Annotated in this window: 16 protein-coding genes; 5 read left to right on the top strand and 11 right to left on the bottom strand. The window is 53.6% G+C overall.

The window, feature by feature from the left end:
* Positions 1–41: 41 nt before the first annotated feature.
* Both M0651_RS08200 and M0651_RS08195 read left to right on the top strand, forming a co-directional pair.
* Positions 42–728 (top strand): response regulator transcription factor, encoded by a 687-nt coding sequence (locus M0651_RS08200; RefSeq protein WP_248551354.1) that lies wholly within the window; start codon positions 42–44, stop codon positions 726–728.
* The gene (locus tag M0651_RS08195) at positions 725–2,302 is read left to right on the top strand and encodes a sensor histidine kinase (RefSeq protein WP_248551353.1); all 1,578 of its coding nucleotides are present in this window, start codon (positions 725–727) and stop codon (positions 2,300–2,302) included. Before M0651_RS08200 ends, M0651_RS08195 begins: the two co-directional genes overlap by 4 nt.
* 233 nt (positions 2,303–2,535) lie before the next feature.
* Here M0651_RS08195 and M0651_RS08190 read toward each other — a convergent pair whose 3' ends face one another.
* A complete protein-coding gene (locus M0651_RS08190) occupies positions 2,536–3,006 on the bottom strand; it encodes a GNAT family N-acetyltransferase (protein ID WP_248551352.1) in 471 nt (156 codons plus the stop codon).
* Positions 3,007–3,130: 124 nt separating this feature from the next.
* Complete coding sequence (gene hflX, locus M0651_RS08185; protein ID WP_248551351.1) at positions 3,131–4,411, bottom strand: GTPase HflX; 1,281 nt, start codon at positions 4,409–4,411, stop codon at positions 3,131–3,133.
* A gap of 421 nt (positions 4,412–4,832) precedes the next feature.
* On the opposite strand from hflX, the gene M0651_RS08180 reads away from it, so the two are divergent.
* Entirely contained in the window at positions 4,833–5,270 is a 438-nt protein-coding gene (locus tag M0651_RS08180) for a DUF2500 domain-containing protein (protein WP_248551350.1), read from the top strand.
* 102 nt (positions 5,271–5,372) lie between these two features.
* On the opposite strand, the gene M0651_RS08175 is transcribed toward M0651_RS08180, so the two are convergent.
* Entirely contained in the window at positions 5,373–6,242 is an 870-nt protein-coding gene (locus M0651_RS08175; RefSeq protein WP_248551349.1) for a helix-turn-helix domain-containing protein, read from the bottom strand.
* A gap of 118 nt (positions 6,243–6,360) precedes the next feature.
* Here M0651_RS08175 and M0651_RS08170 point away from each other — a divergent pair, with 118 nt between their 5' ends.
* Positions 6,361–8,703, top strand: coding sequence for a beta-galactosidase (locus tag M0651_RS08170; protein ID WP_248551348.1), 2,343 nt, complete (start codon positions 6,361–6,363; stop codon positions 8,701–8,703).
* Between the two features lie 65 nt (positions 8,704–8,768).
* Here M0651_RS08170 and M0651_RS08165 read toward each other — a convergent pair whose 3' ends face one another.
* Positions 8,769–9,653, bottom strand: coding sequence for an SDR family oxidoreductase (locus M0651_RS08165; protein WP_248551347.1), 885 nt, complete (start codon positions 9,651–9,653; stop codon positions 8,769–8,771).
* Between the two features lie 135 nt (positions 9,654–9,788).
* Between M0651_RS08165 and M0651_RS08160 the strand changes: the two genes are divergently transcribed.
* Entirely contained in the window at positions 9,789–10,754 is a 966-nt protein-coding gene (locus M0651_RS08160; RefSeq protein ID WP_248551346.1) for a helix-turn-helix transcriptional regulator, read from the top strand.
* Positions 10,755–11,004: 250 nt separating this feature from the next.
* Here the strand turns inward: M0651_RS08160 and M0651_RS08155 are convergent, their stop codons facing one another.
* From M0651_RS08155 to M0651_RS08125, 7 genes are all read right to left on the bottom strand, one after another.
* Positions 11,005–11,865 (bottom strand): MBL fold metallo-hydrolase, encoded by an 861-nt coding sequence (locus M0651_RS08155; protein ID WP_248551345.1) that lies wholly within the window; start codon positions 11,863–11,865, stop codon positions 11,005–11,007.
* A 22-nt stretch (positions 11,866–11,887) separates the two neighbouring features.
* Entirely contained in the window at positions 11,888–13,642 is a 1,755-nt protein-coding gene (locus tag M0651_RS08150; RefSeq protein WP_248551344.1) for a glycoside hydrolase family 2 protein, read from the bottom strand.
* Positions 13,643–13,861: 219 nt separating this feature from the next.
* Positions 13,862–14,812, bottom strand: a complete 951-nt coding sequence (locus tag M0651_RS08145) for an ArsR/SmtB family transcription factor (protein ID WP_248551343.1) — start codon at positions 14,810–14,812, stop codon at positions 13,862–13,864.
* A 91-nt stretch (positions 14,813–14,903) separates the two neighbouring features.
* The gene (locus tag M0651_RS08140) at positions 14,904–16,232 is read right to left on the bottom strand and encodes a family 43 glycosylhydrolase (RefSeq protein ID WP_248551342.1); all 1,329 of its coding nucleotides are present in this window, start codon (positions 16,230–16,232) and stop codon (positions 14,904–14,906) included.
* Positions 16,233–16,240: 8 nt separating this feature from the next.
* Positions 16,241–17,179 carry a carbohydrate ABC transporter permease gene (locus M0651_RS08135; RefSeq protein WP_372490912.1) on the bottom strand — a complete coding sequence of 313 codons (939 nt, stop codon included), beginning with the start codon at positions 17,177–17,179 and terminating at the stop codon, positions 16,241–16,243.
* An 8-nt stretch (positions 17,180–17,187) separates the two neighbouring features.
* Complete coding sequence (locus tag M0651_RS08130) at positions 17,188–18,159, bottom strand: ABC transporter permease (RefSeq protein ID WP_248551341.1); 972 nt, start codon at positions 18,157–18,159, stop codon at positions 17,188–17,190.
* 121 nt (positions 18,160–18,280) lie between these two features.
* The gene (locus M0651_RS08125; protein ID WP_248551340.1) at positions 18,281–20,023 is read right to left on the bottom strand and encodes an extracellular solute-binding protein; all 1,743 of its coding nucleotides are present in this window, start codon (positions 20,021–20,023) and stop codon (positions 18,281–18,283) included.
* Positions 20,024–20,154 lie beyond the last annotated feature (131 nt).

The raw sequence follows: 20,154 nt of genomic DNA, 5'->3' as shown, positions 1-20,154 counted from the left end.
TGAATGACAACGAATGGATAGGTGCAAGGGGGATGACTTCAATGAACCAGGTCAAAGGGGCAAAAGTGCTGCTAGTAGATGATGAACCTCATATCGTACAGTTCCTCGAGTTGGGGCTACAGAATGAAGGCTTTGAGGTACGTACCGCCGGCGACGGCATGAACGCGGTCGCGATCGCAGCCGAGTTTCAACCGCATGTTATCGTGCTGGATGTGATGATGCCAGGGATGGACGGTTGGGAAGTCTGCCGGCTGCTGCGGAAGAACGGCGAGAACGTAGCGATCATCATGCTGACGGCAAAGGACGAGGTGGAAGATCGGGTTAAGGGACTGACCCTCGGCGCTGACGACTACGTCGTTAAACCGTTCAGCTTCGAAGAGCTGCTGGCTCGAATCGGCGCGCGACTGCGCAATCAGTTTCCGGCGCTGTTCGGCGAAGTGGCCATCGGCCCGTTCCGCCTGGACGATCGACGCAAGGAAATTTCTTATTCGGAACGGGTGCTTGAATTATCCCCGACCGAATACGAATTGTTGAAATATTTAGTGCTTAACCATGGGATCGTCTTAAGCAAAACGACGATTTTAGATAAAGTCTGGGGTTACGACTTCGGTGGCGAGGAGAATATCGTGGAGGTCTATATCCGCTCTCTCCGTGAAAAATTGAATGATCGGGAGCATCGGTTAATTCGAACGCTGCGCGGCGCGGGTTACCGCGTCGATCTGCCATGAAGCCCCTTGCCGGCGGAAGCCGGACAAAGACTGGCGGAAAGCGGATCGTTTACGCCGGGAAGCGGTTGATCGGAGGGCTGCGAAGCCGGTTCTCCCCGAGCTCGCTCCGCTTTCAGCTGCTATCCCGATCCCTGCTGTTGTTAGCCGCGCTCCTGATCCTGATCGGTGTATTCCAATATGTGATCATGAAAGACTTCCTATATAAGAACCAAGCCGAATCGATGGCCTCACAGATGCGCGGCCCGCTCCGGGACGTCTTCACACGGGCGGGACGGCCGGCTGAACATACGGGGTTGCCGAAGCCGGAGGCGGATGCCGCCGGGACTGGGACGAATGGCGGACGTCCTCCGCAATTGTTCATCCCCAACACCTCGCTTGCGATCATCAACAACGATAGCGGGTTCATCGACTTGAACGCCGAATCCGGCGCAGTTGCGCCCCGGCTGTCTGATACCGAATATGCCACCTTATTCGAAAAGGATACGCCCGGGCGGCCGGAATCGGAGAGTTACCATGTGATCGAGGATGAGGACGGGAAGGAGCAGCTGGTTGTCTTCCGTTCTATCGGTTTGCCGGGCGAACAAGGCGAACGCGCCTGGCTTGTACAAATGGGCACTTACACCGCGCCGCTGCGCGAAGTCGTGATGCGGCAGCTGCTGACGTTCGTCGGTCTCTCTCTCCTGGCATTGGCCGGCGGACTAGCGCTGTATCTGCCGATTTTGCGCAGGGCCTTAACGCCGCTTAACCAAATGGTACACACCGTGGAAGATACGAACGCCGGTAATCTTGGCAACCGTTTCACGACTGCATCGGGCCAGTCGGAAATCGATCGATTGGGGATCTCATTTAACGGGATGTTGGAGCGGCTCGAGGAATCCTTCGAAGCTGAACGCGAAGCGAAGGAACAGATGCGCCGGTTCGTCGCCGACGCTTCCCATGAGCTGCGAACGCCGCTCACCTCGATTCACGGCTTCTTGGAGGTGCTGCTGCGAGGAGCCGCCAACCGGCCGGAGCAGTTGCATACCGCGCTGAACAGCATGCTGGGCGAATCGCAGCGAATGAAGAAGCTGGTCGAGGATTTGCTGACGCTGGCTAAGCTTGACCGCACCCCGGTCGTCCAGCGGACGCAGGTGCAGCTGGACGAGGTGGTCGCGGAGATGGAACCGCATCTGCGGATGCTGGCTGGGGAGCGCGAGGTGCGGTTCGACCTCCAGCCAGGGCTGATCGCGATGTGCGACTGCGACAAGATCAAACAGGTGGTTCTGAACCTGTTCCACAACGCCGTACAGCACACGGACCCGCGGCAGGGGACGATCGCGGTGCGCCTCTCTGGCTTGCCGGGCCGGGCCGAGCTGGAGGTGCGGGACAACGGGCCGGGCATCGCCGCCGAGCATCTGCCGCATGTATTCGAGCGGTTTTACCGCATCGATGCTTCGCGCACGCGCAAACAAGGCGGAGCCGGGCTCGGCCTGTCGATCACGCAATCGATCGTCGAAGCCCACGGCGGCACGATCGAGGTCGACAGCGAGCCGGGCCAAGGCGCGGCCTTTAAGGTGACGTTGCCGGCGGTATAGCGGGAGCTTTGCAGTTAACGGCTAACAGACCGTAATGACGTTATTTGCCTATTTCCCGGACATTTCCCGATGTAGCGGACCCAAATGCCGTTATTTAGCTCCAGTTAGTGGACTGACAGCCGATTGTTGCAGAATAACGTCATCTCAGTCCGTTAGATCTAAGAAACCGTGTCGTTGAGGCTAATAACGTCTCTGGAGTCCGTTAAAATTGCTACAAAAAATGGGATGCTGCATTATCGCAGCATCCCTTTGTATATTCCGGGCACCGAGCCCTCGATCACGATCGCGCCGGCCGCTTTGGCGTAGAAATCCTTCGGGCCCGCACCGCCGATCACGGCATAACCATAGCCGTCCATCCGCATCAAGTAGAGCGTATAGAGCAGCAGCTGTTTGCCAATACCCCGGCCCCGTTCCTGCTCATCCACGCCAGTCGGGCCAAAGAACCCTTTCATCGTGGTGTCGTAGCAGGCAAAGCCAAGCAGTTTGTCGTTCTCCGTGGCGATGATGCAGGTGATCGGCGCGCGGGCGAACCCCACTTCGCATTCGCTGACCCAGCGCATATCGAAGTGCTCACCCACCCACTTCGAGACCACGTGCTTCTCCGGGGCAATGGCCCGGCGGATGGTAATCCCGGTACGCGCCTCGTAGTCCTTAACCGATTCGAATGGGGGCAGATCGTATAACTTCACTAACATATCGGACATGCGTATCGCTCTCCTTTGTTAGAAAGACGTGTTTTGTGGGCTATTATACGTCTTACGTTCCCATCCGACAACCGTTTTTCGAACCATCCCTGCGCAATCACCCCGGCCACCTCTTCGTCTCCCGTTACTCCGCCGCTTCTATGACATACTCCTGGTATCTTCCGTAGTCGCTTTGCCGGCACTCCAAAGTCAGCTTCGTCCCTTCGGCTTCATAACTCGTATCCAGCACGTTGGCGTGTTCGTTCAGATAAGATACCAGCGATCCTTTATCGAAAGGAATCAGCATCGTACATTTCATGTAATCCTTGAAAATCCGACTGCGGATTTCGCCCACCAGTTCGGCGATCCCAATGCGGGGTTTTGCCGCGAGATAGATAATATCTCCCTGTACGTCCGGAATCGCTTGTTCCGTCCGATCGGACTTATTATAAGCATAAATCGCCGGGATATCGGTGATGCCGATTTCTTTTAACGTCTGATGAGTGATTTCGATCATCCTTGCAAATTCCGGATTGGAAAAATCAACGACATGGATCAGCAGATCGGCTTCGGAGACCTCTTCCAGTGTAGATCGGAACGCCTTGACCAGATGATGCGGCAGCTTGCTCACAAATCCAACGGTATCCGTCAGGAGGAACGCCTTGTTATCCTCCAGCGGGATATTGCGGACGGATGTCTCCAGCGTGGCGAACAGCATATCCTTCTCAAGCACCTGCTTCTCCTGCCCCGGGCTGTACGTTTCGAGCAGCGCGTTCATAATCGTCGACTTCCCGGCGTTGGTATAGCCGACAAGCGATACGACGGGCACGTCGTTCTTCTTGCGCTGCTTGCGCTGCGTTTGGCGGTGGGCAACCAGCGTCTCCAGCTCACGGCTGAGCGCGGTGATCTTCTCCTCGATCCGCCGACGGTCGAGCTCCAGCTTCGTTTCCCCCGCGCCGCGGTTCTTCGTGCCGACTCCGCCGCTCTGGCGGCCCAACGATTCCCGCAGCCCGATCAGCCGCGGTAGCATGTACTTTAACCGGGCCACTTCGACTTGAAGCTGGGCCTCGCGGGTTTTGGCCCGCTCTGCAAAAATATCCAGGATCAGCAGTGTCCGGTCAATGACCTTGCACTGCAGATCGGACTCCAGGTTACGGAGCTGCGACGGGGACAACTCGTCATTGAAGATGACGAGATTTCCATTGTGCGCTTCCATGAGCGCCCGCACCTCTTCGATTTTGCCCGTGCCGATATAATGCGACGGGGTAACTTTAGGCAAATTTTGCGTGAGCACGCCAACGACTTCAATGTCACAAGCCTCCGTCAAATTAGCCAACTCTTCCATGGAATAGTCGAAATCCGCCTGATGATTCAAATTTACGCCAACCAAGATGGCTTTTTGCTCCAATGTTTGTTGTTCCGTCATATCTGAGTTCCTCCCTTTAGGAAAAAAATAAACACAGGCACGGCACCTGTGTTTACGCAAACGGTTCCCAAAACAGCCCGAAACCAGCAAACTGAGGATATCGATCCCCGTTCGCGTTCCCGGCCAAATCAGGCATATTCTATTCTAAGGTTCCATGCGGTTCCCTTTATCATAGCACACCTATCCCGTTCGCCCTGCACAGGTGCAGAGCCTTTGGCAGTATTCAATTAGCCGCGCAAAGTGGTAAAACGGAATTTAATGTACAACACGGGGAACCCTCCGTTCTTTTCATAGTGATTCCAGTTTATCACAATTCGTATTCGTTCACAATCCAGGGAAGTCCGTCCACCCAGGTTTTGGGGTAGGCCTGAAACAATACTTCCTTTTTCGCGTATATAAGGGAGAAAAGGAGGCGGAACTTATGGGCGGATTCGATCCCTCTCCGTTTGGCGGAGGCGGTTTCGGGGGTGGCGACATCATGTTTACGATCGTCCCCGTATTTATGGTTATATTTTTTGTGATCTTCATCGTGCTGATCGTTTCTAGTGGGGTCCGTTATGCAAAGAACGCCCGCTCTCCGCGAGACACGAGATATGCGCGAATCGTTTCGAAGCGGATGGACGTGCAGCACAGTTCCAGTCACATGAGCGATAATAACGCGATGCACAGCTCTTCTTCCCGAACGTATTACTACATCACGCTGGAGTTCGATAACGGCAGCCGTCAGGAATATTTGGACGTGAAGAATCTGTACGGCCTCGTCGCCGAAGGCGATGTCGGTTATGCCGCCGTCCAGGGCGACTGGATCGTGGCATTCGAACGCGATACGGCGCAGCGCCCAAGCGGCGGCACGTATTAATTGGAAGCAAAAGGAGGTGTCCCAAGTGTGATCTTGGGGCACTTCCTTTGCCGCGTTGTTGATGACCAATTGAACCCGATAAGGTGAAAACTTAACGCTATTTCAACCCTTCCTCAAAGATTTAGCCTCAAGACCAACTCGCTTGCGTTTACGATATCCGGACGGGGTCTCCCCGTAAACCTGGCTGAACATTCGCGCAAAATGGTCCGGACTGTCGATGCCGACATCCCCAGCAATCTCCGCCACTTGCCGCGTGGTGTAGGCCAGCAGCTGGGCTGCTTTTTCCAAACGGATCTTGTTAACGGTGCCGATGATCGTATCCCCTACCTGCTCTTTAAACAGATGCGACAGTCGGGAAGGCGACATGCAGCTGCGCTTGGCCAGGTCCGGAATGCTTACCCGCTCGCGATAAGACTCCCGCAAATACCCGACGACATCGGCTATTCTTGGATCAATAGCAGCTTCGTTACTGTCCTTGGCAACCTCCACGCGGAGCAACAACAAGGCTTCCTCTAACGCCAGCTCCGCTAATCGATGATGAAGCTCGGAGTTACCGCCCGAGCTGCTGTACCGAACCATCCGCTGAAGGGCTTCGGCGAAGCCGTTAGGTCCAGGACTGCCGTCAACCTGTAAACGGACGATGCCCTCCGTTTGCTGCGGAAGGTACAACCATGGGCGAAAGGAGGGGTCCGGAATAAAATGAACCCAAATAAACTCCCACTTCGCTCCCGCCGTGCTGTAGTGGTGAGGCAAACCGGGCAATAGGATGACCGCGTCACCTGAACGGCATGGCGCAACTTCCCCGGCGACATGAACTTGCCCCTCTCCGGTCAGCGTATACATCAGTAACCAACCCACAGGATCGGGTGGGCGGTGTATCGAATAACCCGCGGTTTCCGCATAATGCCCGGAAATCAGAATTCCGTAGGGGCGCTCCTCGTTAATAGCATAATTCGTCGGTTTTTTAGCCATATCCTCTCTTCCTTCATCCGGCAATAAACATCTAAAATGAATATAACCGATGTGGACATCCACATCCAGATGCAACATGATCCATCGGATCTAATATCCTTCAGGAGGCAGTTTTCCCATGAAAAATGCAAACACTGTCTTAAAACTCGAAATCAGCCAAGCCAACAAAACGATCCGTCCCGGCAAGCTTGCCCTGCAGGCGGGAAGCAACCCCAAAGGAGAATCGTTTGGATTTACGAACTTCTATATGACCCGAAACGGCGAGCCCTTTATTCCCGTTGTCGGCGAGTTTCATTTTTCCCGTTTCTCTTATTTGCATTGGGAGGAAGAGTTGCTGAAAATGAAAGCCGGCGGCGTACATCTCGTCGCGACCTACGTATTCTGGAATTACCATGAGGAAGAAGAAGGCGTGTTCGATTGGAGCGGTAACCGCAATCTACGGCATTTCATAGACCTCTGCGCCAAGCATGAGCTTCCGCTGATTCTACGGATTGGCCCGTTCTGCCACGGCGAAGTCCGCAATGGCGGCATCCCCGATTGGGTATTTCGCTATCCCTTGGAGGTTCGTTCCAATGATGAACGATATTTAACGCTTTCCAGACGTTTGTACCGCGAAATTTCCCGGCAAGTTCAAGGCACCTATTATCAAGAAGGCGGCCCGGTGATCGCCGTGCAGCTGGAGAACGAGTATATGCACGCCGGCGCGCCGTTAGACGCTTGGGGATACAGCGGCGACAAATACGTAACCGCAGGAACCGGAGGCAACGAGCACTTGGCGGAATTGCGCCGGATTGCGGAGGAAGTGGGAATCCGCCCGTTATTCTTTACTGCAACGGCTTGGGGCGGGGCCGCCGTCCCCGAGGAGGGCACGTTACCGATGCTCGCCGGGTACGCCTATACGCCGTGGATCCCCAACCAACCGCCGAGTCGGGAGTATCTGTTCCAGGATCTGCACGTTACACCTGCCGAGCCGGTGAATTACGACAGTATGGAGTACCCGGTGGCCTATTGCGAAATGGCAGGAGGGATGCAGGTCAGCTATAAAGCCCGGCCTTACGTGCCGGCTGACAGCGTCGAAGCGATGACGCTGGTGAAGCTGGCAAGCGGCAGCAATCTGCTGGGTTATTACATGTACCACGGCGGCTCCAATGCCGTAGGCCAAAAGACGTTCCTGAACGAGTCCGGTTTGCCGAAAATCACCTACGATTATCAATCGCCCTTAGGCGAGTTTGGTCGGGTTGGCGAATCGTATGATCGTATCCGTGTGATCTCGCTGTTTCTGCATTCCTTCGGACGATGGTTGGCTCCGATGGGCACCCTGCTGCCCGATGGTCAAGAGCAAATCGCCCCTGAGGATACCGAGCGCGTTCGTTGGTGCGTTCGGCAGAAGGACGGCTCCGGATTTGTGTTCCTGAACAATTTCCAGGATCATGTCGAGCTGCCGGATCGCCGGTTGCGAATTGAATTGGATACGCCTCAGGGGAAGGCGTTGTTCCCTCATACCGGTGAGCTCACACTTCGGAGCGGACTAGGCGTCATCCTGCCGTTCAACCTGAAGCTGGATGGATTGTTTATTGCGAGCGCAACCGCGCAGTTGCTGACCCGGCTTGTAGCAGGGAACGAAACGGTGCTGGTGTTCTATGCCCTTGACGGAATGGCCCCTGAGATCGTGCTTCGCAAAACCTCGGGTTCCTCAGTCGAAGCTAGCAATGGTAGTGGGGTTGTAAATGAAGATGACGCCCATTGGATAGTTCGCCCAACGCCCGGGCAACAGCACCAGATCCTCGTTAAGACGACCGAGGGTAGAGCGGTACGACTTGTGACCTTAACCCGAGAGGAAGCGTTGCAAACTTATCGTTTCGACGGGCTGTGGGGCCAAGATACGCTCGTCCTTAGCACGAGCCATCCGGCGATGAAGGACGGGCAGTTGATTTGCACCTCACCAGGACAAAACAACGTGACCTTATCTCTATTTCCCGCTCCTTCACCATCCTCCGGATTGCGGAGCAGCACGGGGGAGTTGTGGGAATCTGAAAGCGGAGGAGGACTGTTCCGGTCGTACACCTTGGAGTTCCCAGCTTATCAGCCTGAGATGAAGCTCACTTCCCTATCGGATCGATCGGTGCTGCTGGAGATTCCCGCTGATTGGCCGGACGACGTTGTTGACGTATGGCTGAAGGTGGATTATGGCGGCGACGTGGCGGCCGCCTATCTCGGTGACCGGATGCTGACGGATCATATCCATTACGGACAACCTTGGGAGATTGGACTGAAGCAGGTCCGTCACGAGTTGGAGAACCATCCGCTGCAGCTTTCGATTACGCCGCTGCGCCAAGGCACGGTGCATAGCTTCGTGAATCAAGCCTATGTGGAACGGTTCGAAGGGACCGAGATTGCCAAAATCCACGATATCCAGATCATCCCCCATTATTCCGCACGTCTTTGGCCGCGGATCGAGTAGTGTGAAACACAACAAGCGCGGGTGCAGGAGAACTCTCTCTTGCACCCGCGCTTTTCGTGCGTTGCTCAATTCACCGGAAGTCCCCGCTCACGTGCAAAGTTGCCCCAATGCGGTTTCCGGCCATCGATGTCGATGAACCTGTATTCGTCGGACAAGTCCCAACTGGTCAGCGCTTGGCCGGCCTTGTCGCGCACGTTCGGATCTCCGGCCAATGCGGCCACGGCTTGCCCAACGAAATATGGCGTTTCCGATTCGGCGTATAACGGTTCCTTCTCAATAGCGTCCCGCCAATTGGCTTCCTGGACGCCAAAGTAATCCAGCATCTGCTCAGAGCGCAAAAATCCGGGGGTCACCGCCAACGCGGTCACGTTATGCGGCTTCAATTCCTCGGCCATGGCAGCGGCCAGGTGGATCGGGGAGATTTTCGCCAGACTGTAGTACACGTTGCCTCGATAATTGTAGGTTGAGCCGTCGGTGATTTCGATAATCAGCCCTTCCTTCCGCTTGATCATCATCGGTACCCCGTAGTAACTCGTAATCAGGTGGGTTCGGACGGCCCGTTCCTGCATCAACAACCCGTCGGCCAGCGGCTGCTCCCAGAACGGGGTGTTCCAGTGAGTGAGGCTCTCGCCGCCCCAAATATCATTCACCAGAATATCTAAGCGTCCGTCCTGCTCCTTCTCCACTCGCTCGAACAAAGCTTTAACCTGTTCCGACGAAGTATGATCTGTGCGGACGGCGATCCCGTTTCCGCCACGTGAGGTCACCAGCTCCGCCGTTTCGTCGATCGTCTCCGTCCGACCGATGTCCGATGCCGCTCCTCGCACGCTACGTCCCGTGCAATAAACGGTCGCCCCGGCCGCTCCTAACATAACCGCAATCCCTCGGCCTGCTCCACGCGTTGCCCCGGCAACTACGGCCACTTTTCCCTCTAATGGTTTCTTGTCCATGGTTATATTCGCTCCCTTTCCAGCTCGAATTTCGCACGTGCCCTTGTAGAATAACAAAGTATATATGTCATCTATTGTCTTATATCCGTGATATAATCATTCCAAAATACTTGTTGCGGTCGAGGGGGAAGTTTAGTGCGTGCGGATCGTCTGCTAAATCTACTGCTGTTATTGCAGAACCGTGGAAAAATGAGCTCTCGCCAGCTGGCTGAGCTACTGGAGGTGTCGGAGCGTACGATCACCCGGGACATCGAGGCGTTAAGCGCGGCGGGCATCCCGGTGTACGCGGAGCGCGGCTCTCGGGGCGGCTGGGTGTTGTCCGACAGTTACCGAACGAACCTGACCGGCATGCGTCCGGAGGAAATCGTCTCACTGCTGTTGACGAACCATAACGAGCTGTTGAGGGATCTCGGGATTCAAGGGGATTTTAAGGCCGCCTACCAAAAGCTGTTGGCCGCCGCCCCCGCGCCGATTCGGCAGGATGCCGAGCTCATCCGCGAACGCATCCATATCGATGGGGCCGGCTGGCACGCTTCAGAGGAGGCGTTCCCATGGTTGTCCGCCGTGCAGGAGGCGGTATGGACCCAGCGGAAGCTGCAGATACGCTACCGCAAAGAGGAGAACGCTGCCCAGCGCATCGTACGTCCCCTGGGGCTCATCGCCAAACGTAACGTATGGTACTTGGCCGCCGAACAAGAGCCGGACGGCGAGCTGCGCACGTTCCGTATCTCCCGTCTGGAGGATGCTCGCATCCTCGAAGAAACGTTCATTCGGCCGGATGGATTTGATCTAGCGGCGTACTGGGAGCAATCGACCACTCGCTTCAAATCCGAGCTTCCTCGGTATCTTGCCCGCATAAGAGCGACCGAGTTCGGGGTGAACCGGTTGCGCCGAGAACGATTCGTCAAGGTGGATCATACGGAAGGCCCGGACAATCAGGGCTGGCTGCTGGCGGAAGTCGACTTCCAGACGCTGGACTGGGCTTGCGGCGTGATCCTGGCAGGCGGCAGGGACGTCGAGGCGCTGGAACCAGCGGAGCTGCGAGAGCGAGTGAGGGCCGAGGCCCAGGCGATTCTTGCTTTGTATGAAAGGTACTCTTAGGTAAAACCTCACCGCCGGACGCTTTGCATGATTATCCCTTTGGATCAGACCGCGTAAAATCAAATCCACTCGGGAAGAACATGTAGAAGGAGAGCATACAGGAAGAGTGCATCAGCTCGAACCTAGCTCCCCTGAACGAAAGGGATAATGGTGCAAAGCAGCCATCCAGAGCCCCCCCACATATCAAACTTGCTATATTAAAATAGCCGGCCAGGATGAAAACTCCTGATCGGCTATTCATTTCCACTGTTTACGGTTGCAGGAATGCACGAGGCGAAACGTAGACGAATCGCTCGCCCCGAGCCATGACATGACCTTTCTGCTCGGGAAACTGCTCATACATATATTCTACGAAATGCCCCGGTTTCTCCGCATTCACCGCAAACAGGTCATAATGCAGCGGGATGACCGTGTCCGCCCCGATTTCTCGGGCGAAATGCGCCGCCTCCCGGTAATCCATGTTGCCGACAATTCCACGCTGTTGGCGGAAGTAGTCTCGCCCATTAATCGGCAGCAGGGCGATGTCCGGCTTCAGGGCGCTAACGCGCGCGATGAGTTCCGGGTAAACGAGCGTATCTCCGGCATGGTAAAGCGTAACGCCGTTTAGCTCCAGGACGTACCCGACATACCGGGGGCAGCCGTCCGCATCTCGCTCCAGCTGCTCATGGGCCGCCGCGATGGGCGTCAATCGCAGCTTGGAGAATAACTCCAGCGGCTGACGGTCGTCCGCAGTAATGAGCCCGGAGGCCGGTATGCCCATCTCCAGCAAGGCTGACTTACAGCAAGCTGGCGCTACGATCATCGCTTCCGGACTGCTCCGATGCAGCCAAGGCAATGTCCTCGCATCCATATGATCATCATGTTCATGCGTAATCAAGCAGAGATTGACTCCTTGAATCTCTTCCGGCGCGATCGGCGCTGGAAATACGCGCCGCCAATCGCCGGTATCCAGATCGCCCGATAGATAGGGGTCCACGTAAATGGTGATTCCGTCCCCTTTGATGATCACGCTCTCCTGGCCGAGATACCATATGGCCAAGGTTCCATAAGGAGCTTCTGTCCGGGCGATCTCGCGAATGAATGCGGCGCCTTTTCGATCTTGTTCTGTCATTTGGTTGGGGTACTCCTTGTCTTTAGGATCCCGCTACAATCGAACGTATGGTTTCCAAAGGGACCTTCGGCTTGCGGTCATAGGTCAGCAGGCCGTTAATTTCCTGCTCCACGTCCGTAAATTGGGTATAGCAAAAGCCTTGAACCACCGGAGATTGCAGCATCGGTACGATAACATTCTGCAGCCGCTGCGCAAAATCCTCCTCATTCTCCGCACCCGAGTATCCCCAGCCTTCCCAATCGTTCACCTTAAAGGAAATCCCGCCAAACTCCGTGACCAGAATCGGTTGCCCCTCGTAAGGGAAGCCGGGCACCAGGATCATCCGATTGCCGGGCTGCACGGTCAGAGCGGTTTCGACAGTTGCATACCTCTCCGTCAGCACTTCCTTACGCCACTCGTAATCATGAATGGTGACCAGATCTGTGGCAACCAGCTCCCATCCGTCATTGGAGATGACCGGCCGCGTCGGATCCAGTGATTTGGTCAGGTGATACAGCGATAATGCATGGTGTTGTTGCTGCTTGTCGATCAAAATGTTGGTCACGCCCCAGCTTTCGTTAAGCGGAACCCAAGCCACGACACAAGGATGGTTGAAGTCCCGCTCCACCGCCTGCATCCACTCGCGCGTCACCCGGGCTACGTAAGGCTCCGTAAAACGGTAGGCATTGGCCATTTCCCCCCACACCAACAAGCCCAGCTTATCCGCCCAGTACAAATAACGGGGATCTTCGATTTTTTGATGTTTTCGGACTCCGTTGAGCCCCATTTCCTTCACCAGCTCCACATCCCGGCGTAAATCCTCATCGCTTGGCGCGGTCAGCAGGCCGTCCGGAAAATAACCTTGATCCAGCACCAGCTTCATATAATAAAAACGATTATTTAAGTGCAATTTACCCGCTTCCACGGAAATTTTGCGCATTCCGAAATAACTTTGAACCATATCCACGGCCTCACCGTTAATCAGCAGTGTAAGCTCCAAATCGTACAAATTTGGCCGCTCCGGTGTCCACCAACGCCCCAGACCATGATCGTTAAAATCGTCTAGGTGAATATCCCGGCGGCCCGACTCGTGACTCAAGGAGAAGCAATCCTCGGCAACAAATTCGCCGTTAAAGGTGATGACGACTTTCATGCTGGCTTTGATAGATGCGTTATGCCCCGCCAAGAACACCTCCAGACCGATATCATTCTTATCGATGTCCGGAATTAGCCGAATCCGATCAATGCGTGTCTCTGGCACCGGCTCGAGCCAGACGCTTTGCCAGATCCCGGTCGTCCGCGTGTAGAAGATCCCCTCCGACTGGTCCTCCCAGTATTGCTTGCCCCGCGGAAGGGACACATCGCGGCTGTAGTCGGTCGCCTTCACGACAAGGACATTCTCGCCTTCATTGATCACATCGGTGATGTCGGCCGTAAACGGGGTATGTCCGCCTTCATGCATCGCTACCAACTGTCCGTTCACCCAAACCTTAGCCTCGTAATCGACGGCGCCGAAATGCAGCAGCAGGCGTCCGGTCTTGTATGCCTCCGAAACGATAAACGTTCTCCGGTACCAGACCTGGTCATGCACAGCCGGATCGCCGATCCCGCTGAGCTTACTCTGATAACAGAACGGTACATTAATGGTTCGGCTGAAATCACGCCCCTTGTTCCAGCCCTCTCTTTCGCCGATTCCTTGATCGTCAAATTCAAACTCCCATTCCCCGTTCAAGCTCATCCAGGTATCGCGAACAAACTGAGGACGGGGATAATCATTACGCAAATATGGATTTGTCATTTTTCCACTCCCTTTGACTGCTTATATTGTTTTTTTGTTTTAATACACATTTCTTGTATTATTTAAGCTAAATATATCCCCCAAACTCACTTTTGTCAACGCTTACAATCAATTTCATCAGTAAAATAGGGTGTTTTTGTTTTACGGTATTTTTGTAATTAATTGTCCGTGGAACAAAAAGAACCATCGTTCCAAGAAGAAACGATGGTTCGAATGAACTTAGGTATTAGATTGCGTATCATCATCAAGCGTGTAGGCGACCTGAAGAACCAAATCCTGATCGTAGTCGCCGAACTGCTTCCCAAATAGATTCACGCCGCCTTTATGGATCGCATCCGGTTTGACGCCGATTCGAACCCGTAAACTCGGACGTTGATCGAGCTGCAGATCACTAATAGCGATATCGGAGATCTTCTGCATATCCAATGTCGTACGTTCGTGGTCAACTCGCCATGTCTTCAACAAACCGTATTGCGTCGTCCAGTCTTCCCACCAAGAAGGATTTAATGCGCCGCGTCGGTCCCCAAAGTCGCCGGGACTCGTCCACATGCCGATCTCGACGCCATTGACCCAAACGGAGATGTCCGAGGGCCAGTCATTGTCGTAGTTCGGCGCCTCTGAGCACATTTCCATCGACAACTCCAACGACTGAATTCGTGCATTTTGCGGAACCTCCAACGGGAACCGGTATTCCACATACCCTTTGCGAAACCACAAAATCTGCGCCCCTACATGCTTAGGGTGGTAGAAGCTGGCCGGCTCGTCTTCTCGAACCAGCATCCCTTCGCTGGACGCCATGCCACAGGTAGGATGAACCTCGCAATCACTATAGTGACCAATTGGCATTTCGACCTCATAAAACTTCATACCGTCCTTCGACGTCCGGATGCTGGTATTCAAGGAGAACAGAATATCATCATAATTCCGGCTGCATACCTTCATCGCCCCGCGGACGGCCGGAAGCAATTCCGTATTGATCAGTTTGGCCGCTTCCAGCACCTTGACGTTGTTCGCTACCGTTGACACCGGCAGTTCTAGCGTCTCGGCGAGTTCAATGATATTCATGCTCCGCGTGTTAAGCAGGCGAAGAATGTCCACGCGGGACCGCGTGGAGAGAGCGTGAGCCACCTGAACCAACTTATCCGGTTCGTGTATACCGACTTCCAGCATAGGAACCTCCGTATCCGTATTCCCAAATCATGATCTTACTTTCTTGACTTTACTACAAAAAGCTGTAATAAATCAATATTCATAAATTTTATCACGATTCCGGAATCATCAACGGCATGATGTCGAAGGAATCCAGCTCAAACTCCCCGCGATCCTTGGTGAACCGCAATTTGTTCACCCCGTCCTTCAGCTGAATTCTCGCGGTGGCCAACCCCCAATTTCCCCATCCCTTCGGCAGGACGGCAAGCGAGACGGGCGAACCCCGATTGACGCTTAATTCAACATAGGCTACCTCGCCGTCAAGACTCCCGTTCGCAGCTCTTACGAACAAGATATATTCTCCCGCCGCCGCTTGGACGGAGTATTCTGCATGACTATCCGCCTCATAGCGAGTACGCCCCACCTCTCCTGAAGGCAGGGACAACGGTACGTTCGGGTCAACGGGAACACCGAGATTTGGCGTGTTATCCTCATTCCAGGTAAAAGATTGCGCCCGTACTTCCCGATTCCAGCCGGCATCCTTATATTTGGCCACATGATAAACGATCCAATCTTCCGTACCGTCAGGTGACGTGGTGAAGGAATGGTGCCCCGGGCCGTACAGCCCGTTGCCGGAGACGAAAATCGGCTCATCCCTCTTGTGCCACGAGTCCGGATTCAGCAAATCACTGCCAACCTCGGCCGTGATCAATCCTAAGCAATAGTCGTTCGTCCAGCTCCCGCTCGCCGAATAGACGAGATTAATAGTTCCGTTTCGAATCGCCACCTGCGGACCTTCATTCACATACGGCGAATGGTTGGTTTCCCAGTCATAGGTCGGCCGGGCGATTTCCACACGTTCCGAGTCGATCGTCCAAGGGTTGCTCATATGGGCGATGTATAGATTTTGACTGACATTGACGTCCCCTTCCCAACCGGACCAAATAAAATATAGCTGTCCATCCAACTGTAAAACCGTGCCGTCGATCGCCCATCGGTTGGTTGAGTCGGTGATTTGTCCTTTTTGCTTCCACACGCCTTCGGTCGGATCGGCCGAGGTATTCTCCATTACGTACATCCGATGGTTCACGTTGTCCCCGTCATCCATCGCGTAGTAGATATACCAGGCTCCCTCAATATAATGAAGCTCGGGAGCCCAGATGCCGTGACCGCCCGTGGGAATCACCCTCCGGGGAGCCGCATCCACGCCAGTCAGGCTGGCGGATTTCCAGACCGTCACATCGCCGCCGGTCGTCTTCGTGAAGTAGTAATAACCGTCTGTATGCTTATAAACCCAAGGATCCGCCCCATCCTGCATCAAGACATTATAGAAATCGTCCCGCTCCGCACCGCCGGTGCCGGAGCCGGTACATCCCACCTGTGAAATGAGAAATAAACAAATGGCGGGCAGCAGCGCTTTTCCGAATCTTCTCTTTTCCATCCTTATGCTCATCCTTTAATCGATCCGACGTAGACACCTTTAACAAAATACTTCTGCAAGAAAGGATACACAACCAGAATCGGTACGGTGGATACGACAATCGCGCAATATTTCACCAACTCCCGGAAAGCGGTCGAACTTTGGGCACTGTCGATGACGACGCCGCCCGCGCTGCCGATCGTTGTTGCCGTCGAGTCGTTGGCGACCAAAATTTCCTTCATTAATAACTGCAGCGGGAACAGCTCCCGATCCTTCAGCAGCACCATGGCATTAAACCAGGAGTTCCAGTTCCCCACCAAGTAGTAGAGGAATATTACCGCCAAGGTAGCCTTGGACAGCGGCAAAATCACTCGAACTAAAATAGCCGCCTGGCTCGCACCGTCAATCGTTGCCGCTTCCTCCAGCTCAGCCGGCAGCGCCTGGAAACTCGTTCTTAATATGATGATATTCCAGGTGCTTAGCGCCGTTGGCAAGATCATGGCCCACAGGTTGTTGTATAAGTAGATATCTTTCATCAATAGAAACCATGGAATCAATCCGCCGCCAAAAAACATCGTGATCGTGATCAGAATCATGATGAAGTTTTTGAAGTAGAGATCCTTTCTCGATAAGACGAAAGCGCCCATAATTGTCATAACCATATTGATCAGCGTACCCAACCCCACGTAGATGATCGTATTTTTGTAACCGACCAACAGACTGTTATCTTTAAAAACCAGTTTATATCCGTCCAACGTGAATCCGAGCGGCTTCAATAAGATTCCGCTGTGCGCCATAAGTGCGTTTGGGTTGCTGACGGAGGCAAGCAAGATATGAAGTAGTGGATAGAAGCAAATCAATGTGATGGCAGTCAGCAAGGTGTAGTTCATGGCGTCAAAAACACGATCCCCGGTCGTTTTCGGCTTCCAATGCCGGGATCTCAGCTTTTTGCGACCGGACAAGGCCATCCCCTTCTCTACCATAAGCTCACCTCCGAAGTACGTCTGGCGACCCGGTTCGTTGCCCACAGCAACGCAAAGTTGATCACAGCGCTAAACAAACCGACCGCGGTCGAAAAGCTGAGACTGGCCTCTCGTAAGCCCCTTCGATAGACGTAAGAGGCAATAACATCCGCTGTATCGTAAGTGAGAGGGTTGTAGAGCAAAATAATTTTCTCGTATCCGGAAGCCATCAGTCCGCCAATCGCAAAAATAAACAGGATGACGATAATCGGGGTAATTTGCGGTAACGTAATGTACCACATCTTCTTGATTCTGCCGATACCGTCGATCTCTGCTGCTTCATATAAGGCAGGATCGATCGAACTCATCGCGGCCAGATAAATAATGCTGTCCCAGCCGATGTTCTGCCAGATGCCGGAGAACGTATAAATCGGCCTGAAGAAAGAGGAATACCCGAGAAGCGAAGTGTAGTCCTTACCCGTAATCCATTGCAGAACTTGCGTCACGACACCTTCATCCGCTGTGAAGATATGGATAATCCCGCAAACGACCACCAAGGAAATAAAGTGAGGCATATACGTGATCGTTTGGACGGATTTCTTGAATTTGCCGTCGCGAATTTCGTTCAGCATTAACGCCAAAATAATCGGCGCGGTAAACCCAAACACGATTCCCCACACATTCAGGAGAAGCGTGTTTTTGATGACCCTCCAAAAGTACGGTCCCTGAAAGAAATCAATAAAGTGCTTGAATCCGACCCAATCGCTTTCGGCAAATCCAAGCAACGGCTTATAATCCTTAAAGGCGATGAGAACCCCCCACATCGGGCCGTAACAGAAAACAAGGAACCAAGCGACCACCGGAATGGCCAGTAAGTAGACAAACCAGTTTTTCTTCAAATCCTTCTTGATCGTCTTTCTCGTAGGATTGGGCTTAGGCGCCTTGGCGGAAGGCGCGATATTTCTTAATTTACGGACGATCTCCATGAACGAACCACACCCCTTCTTATTCCGAATTCACTGAAACAATAACGAGGGGCCCAAGCTCATCCAAGCTCGGTCACCCTCGTTATCTTTCATCATTCATCTCAAGCCGTGCGACTGGTTCTTATCTTGTGTTATAACGATCCAGCGCAGCCTGATGAATGCTCAGGAATTCGTCCAGCCCCATCTTCTTGGCTTCGTCCAGGAACTTGTCGTAAGCGTCCACCGGCAGCTCGCCTTTGATGATTTTGGCGAAATATTCACCCCGTATGGTGGACAACTGGTTGCCCAGCTCCGCTTCTCGGGAGGCTTCTTCTTTCGTAAACGAAATCGGAGGGATCGCCATACTCGTATCCATGTTTTCGGTCCAATACTTTCTGATATCGCCGGAATAGCTGCCCTTGGCCACAATCAACGCATTGGAGTTATGTTCGTCGCGGATGTCCGGCCAGCTGTGTCTGCGGTATTTATCCAGCGCAACAGCCACCGGTTGGCCGTCGGGATCATTGTACATGTAGCTATTTTCCGGATAATAAGGTTTGCCGCTTTCATCGATCAGATGTACCGTACCGTATTCGCCGTAGTTATAGACTTCCCAGCCCTTCTTGGTATAGGCAAAATCCAGCCAAGCCATCGCAGCTTCTACGTTCTCGGCTTGCGTCGTGATCGCCGCCTCAGTCCCCGTTCGCTTGAAGTTCTTGTAGGTTGTTGCGGCTTTATCCCCTTTGTTCAGGACCGGATTCAAGGCGCCAACAAAATCGATATTATTCTGTTCCTTCCAATAACTCCACATCGTATCGGGTGAATCCATCATGACGGCCGTCTTGTCGGAAATGGCACCGGACATTCTTTGATTGAAGTCGGCGGTTGCCCAGTCTTTGTTCAACAGTCCTTCTTTATTCCATTGCTGCATCATGGCCAGGTATTCCTTCGCCTTAGGTTGAGCAGGGCCCCAAGCTACCTTACCGTTGCTGTCCAGGAAAGTCCAATCCCACACGCCATAAGCGCCGTTCAGGATCCCGGTGAAGATTTGACCGTAGTTCGATCCGTAGTTCAGCGGCTCGCTGTAACCCACTTCCTTGGCTTTAGTCAGAAAAGTATGCCACTCGTCAATCGTTTCTGGCACGGGCAGCCCAGTCTTATCCAGCGCTTCCTGCTTGATCAGCATGCCGAACCACATCCACTCCGAATAAGGAGCGATCCCGTAGAAACCGAGTAGTTTACCGCTATCGGTGACCGTCGTTTTTCTTCTCGTCTCATCGGAATTACGCCAAGCGCTATAGTTCGGGGCGTTCTTCTCCATCAAATCGGTGAGATCCAAATACGCTCCATCGTTAACACCCGCCTCGAAGCCCCCGGGATACCGGCCAGGCTCGATGATGATGTCCGGCAAATCACCGGAAGAGATCATCAAGGTGAACGCATCCGCTTCCTGTCCTACCGGCGGAGTGATGAAGTTAACCTTAATTCCCGTCAATTTCTCCACTTGCTTCTGAATCGCATGGTTATTCATATCCGGGATGTTGCGGTTCGCAGGCATCCAGACATCCAACGTCACGTCCTCTTTGAAGGGATACGCGGAGTAGTCATTCGGAATTTTCTCATCGAAAATATCACCCAGATACGTATCGTTCAACGTCGTGTTGATCTCATTGATTTGTTCCTGAGTAGGTGCCGTATTTCCGCGGATGTCCTGACTCATGTCCGTAAACGTCGTTTCATTTTTGGGCTGCTCTTCGGAGACATTCTCGGTGGGCTTATTCTCGGAAGCCTTGTTCGCACCACCTCCGCTGCACGCCGTTACCATCGAGATAGCTAGAATAAGAACGAAAAGAAAACCAAAGAAACGTTTCGATTTGTTATTCATAGGATCCTCCCATATATTAATCTCAAACTCAACGAACCCCCGCGACCACCACTTTCTCCATCACCTCTGTCGTATTGGCTCAACCCCCTCCATATTCACATCGACCACCATGAAATAATATTATTGTTTTA

Origin of the sequence: Paenibacillus mellifer (assembly GCF_023195895.1) — a bacterium.
In the GTDB taxonomy this organism is placed as follows: domain Bacteria; phylum Bacillota; class Bacilli; order Paenibacillales; family Paenibacillaceae; genus Fontibacillus; species Fontibacillus mellifer.
Note: the sequence above shows the minus strand (reverse complement) of the source record. Positions and strands in the feature narration are given on the sequence as shown.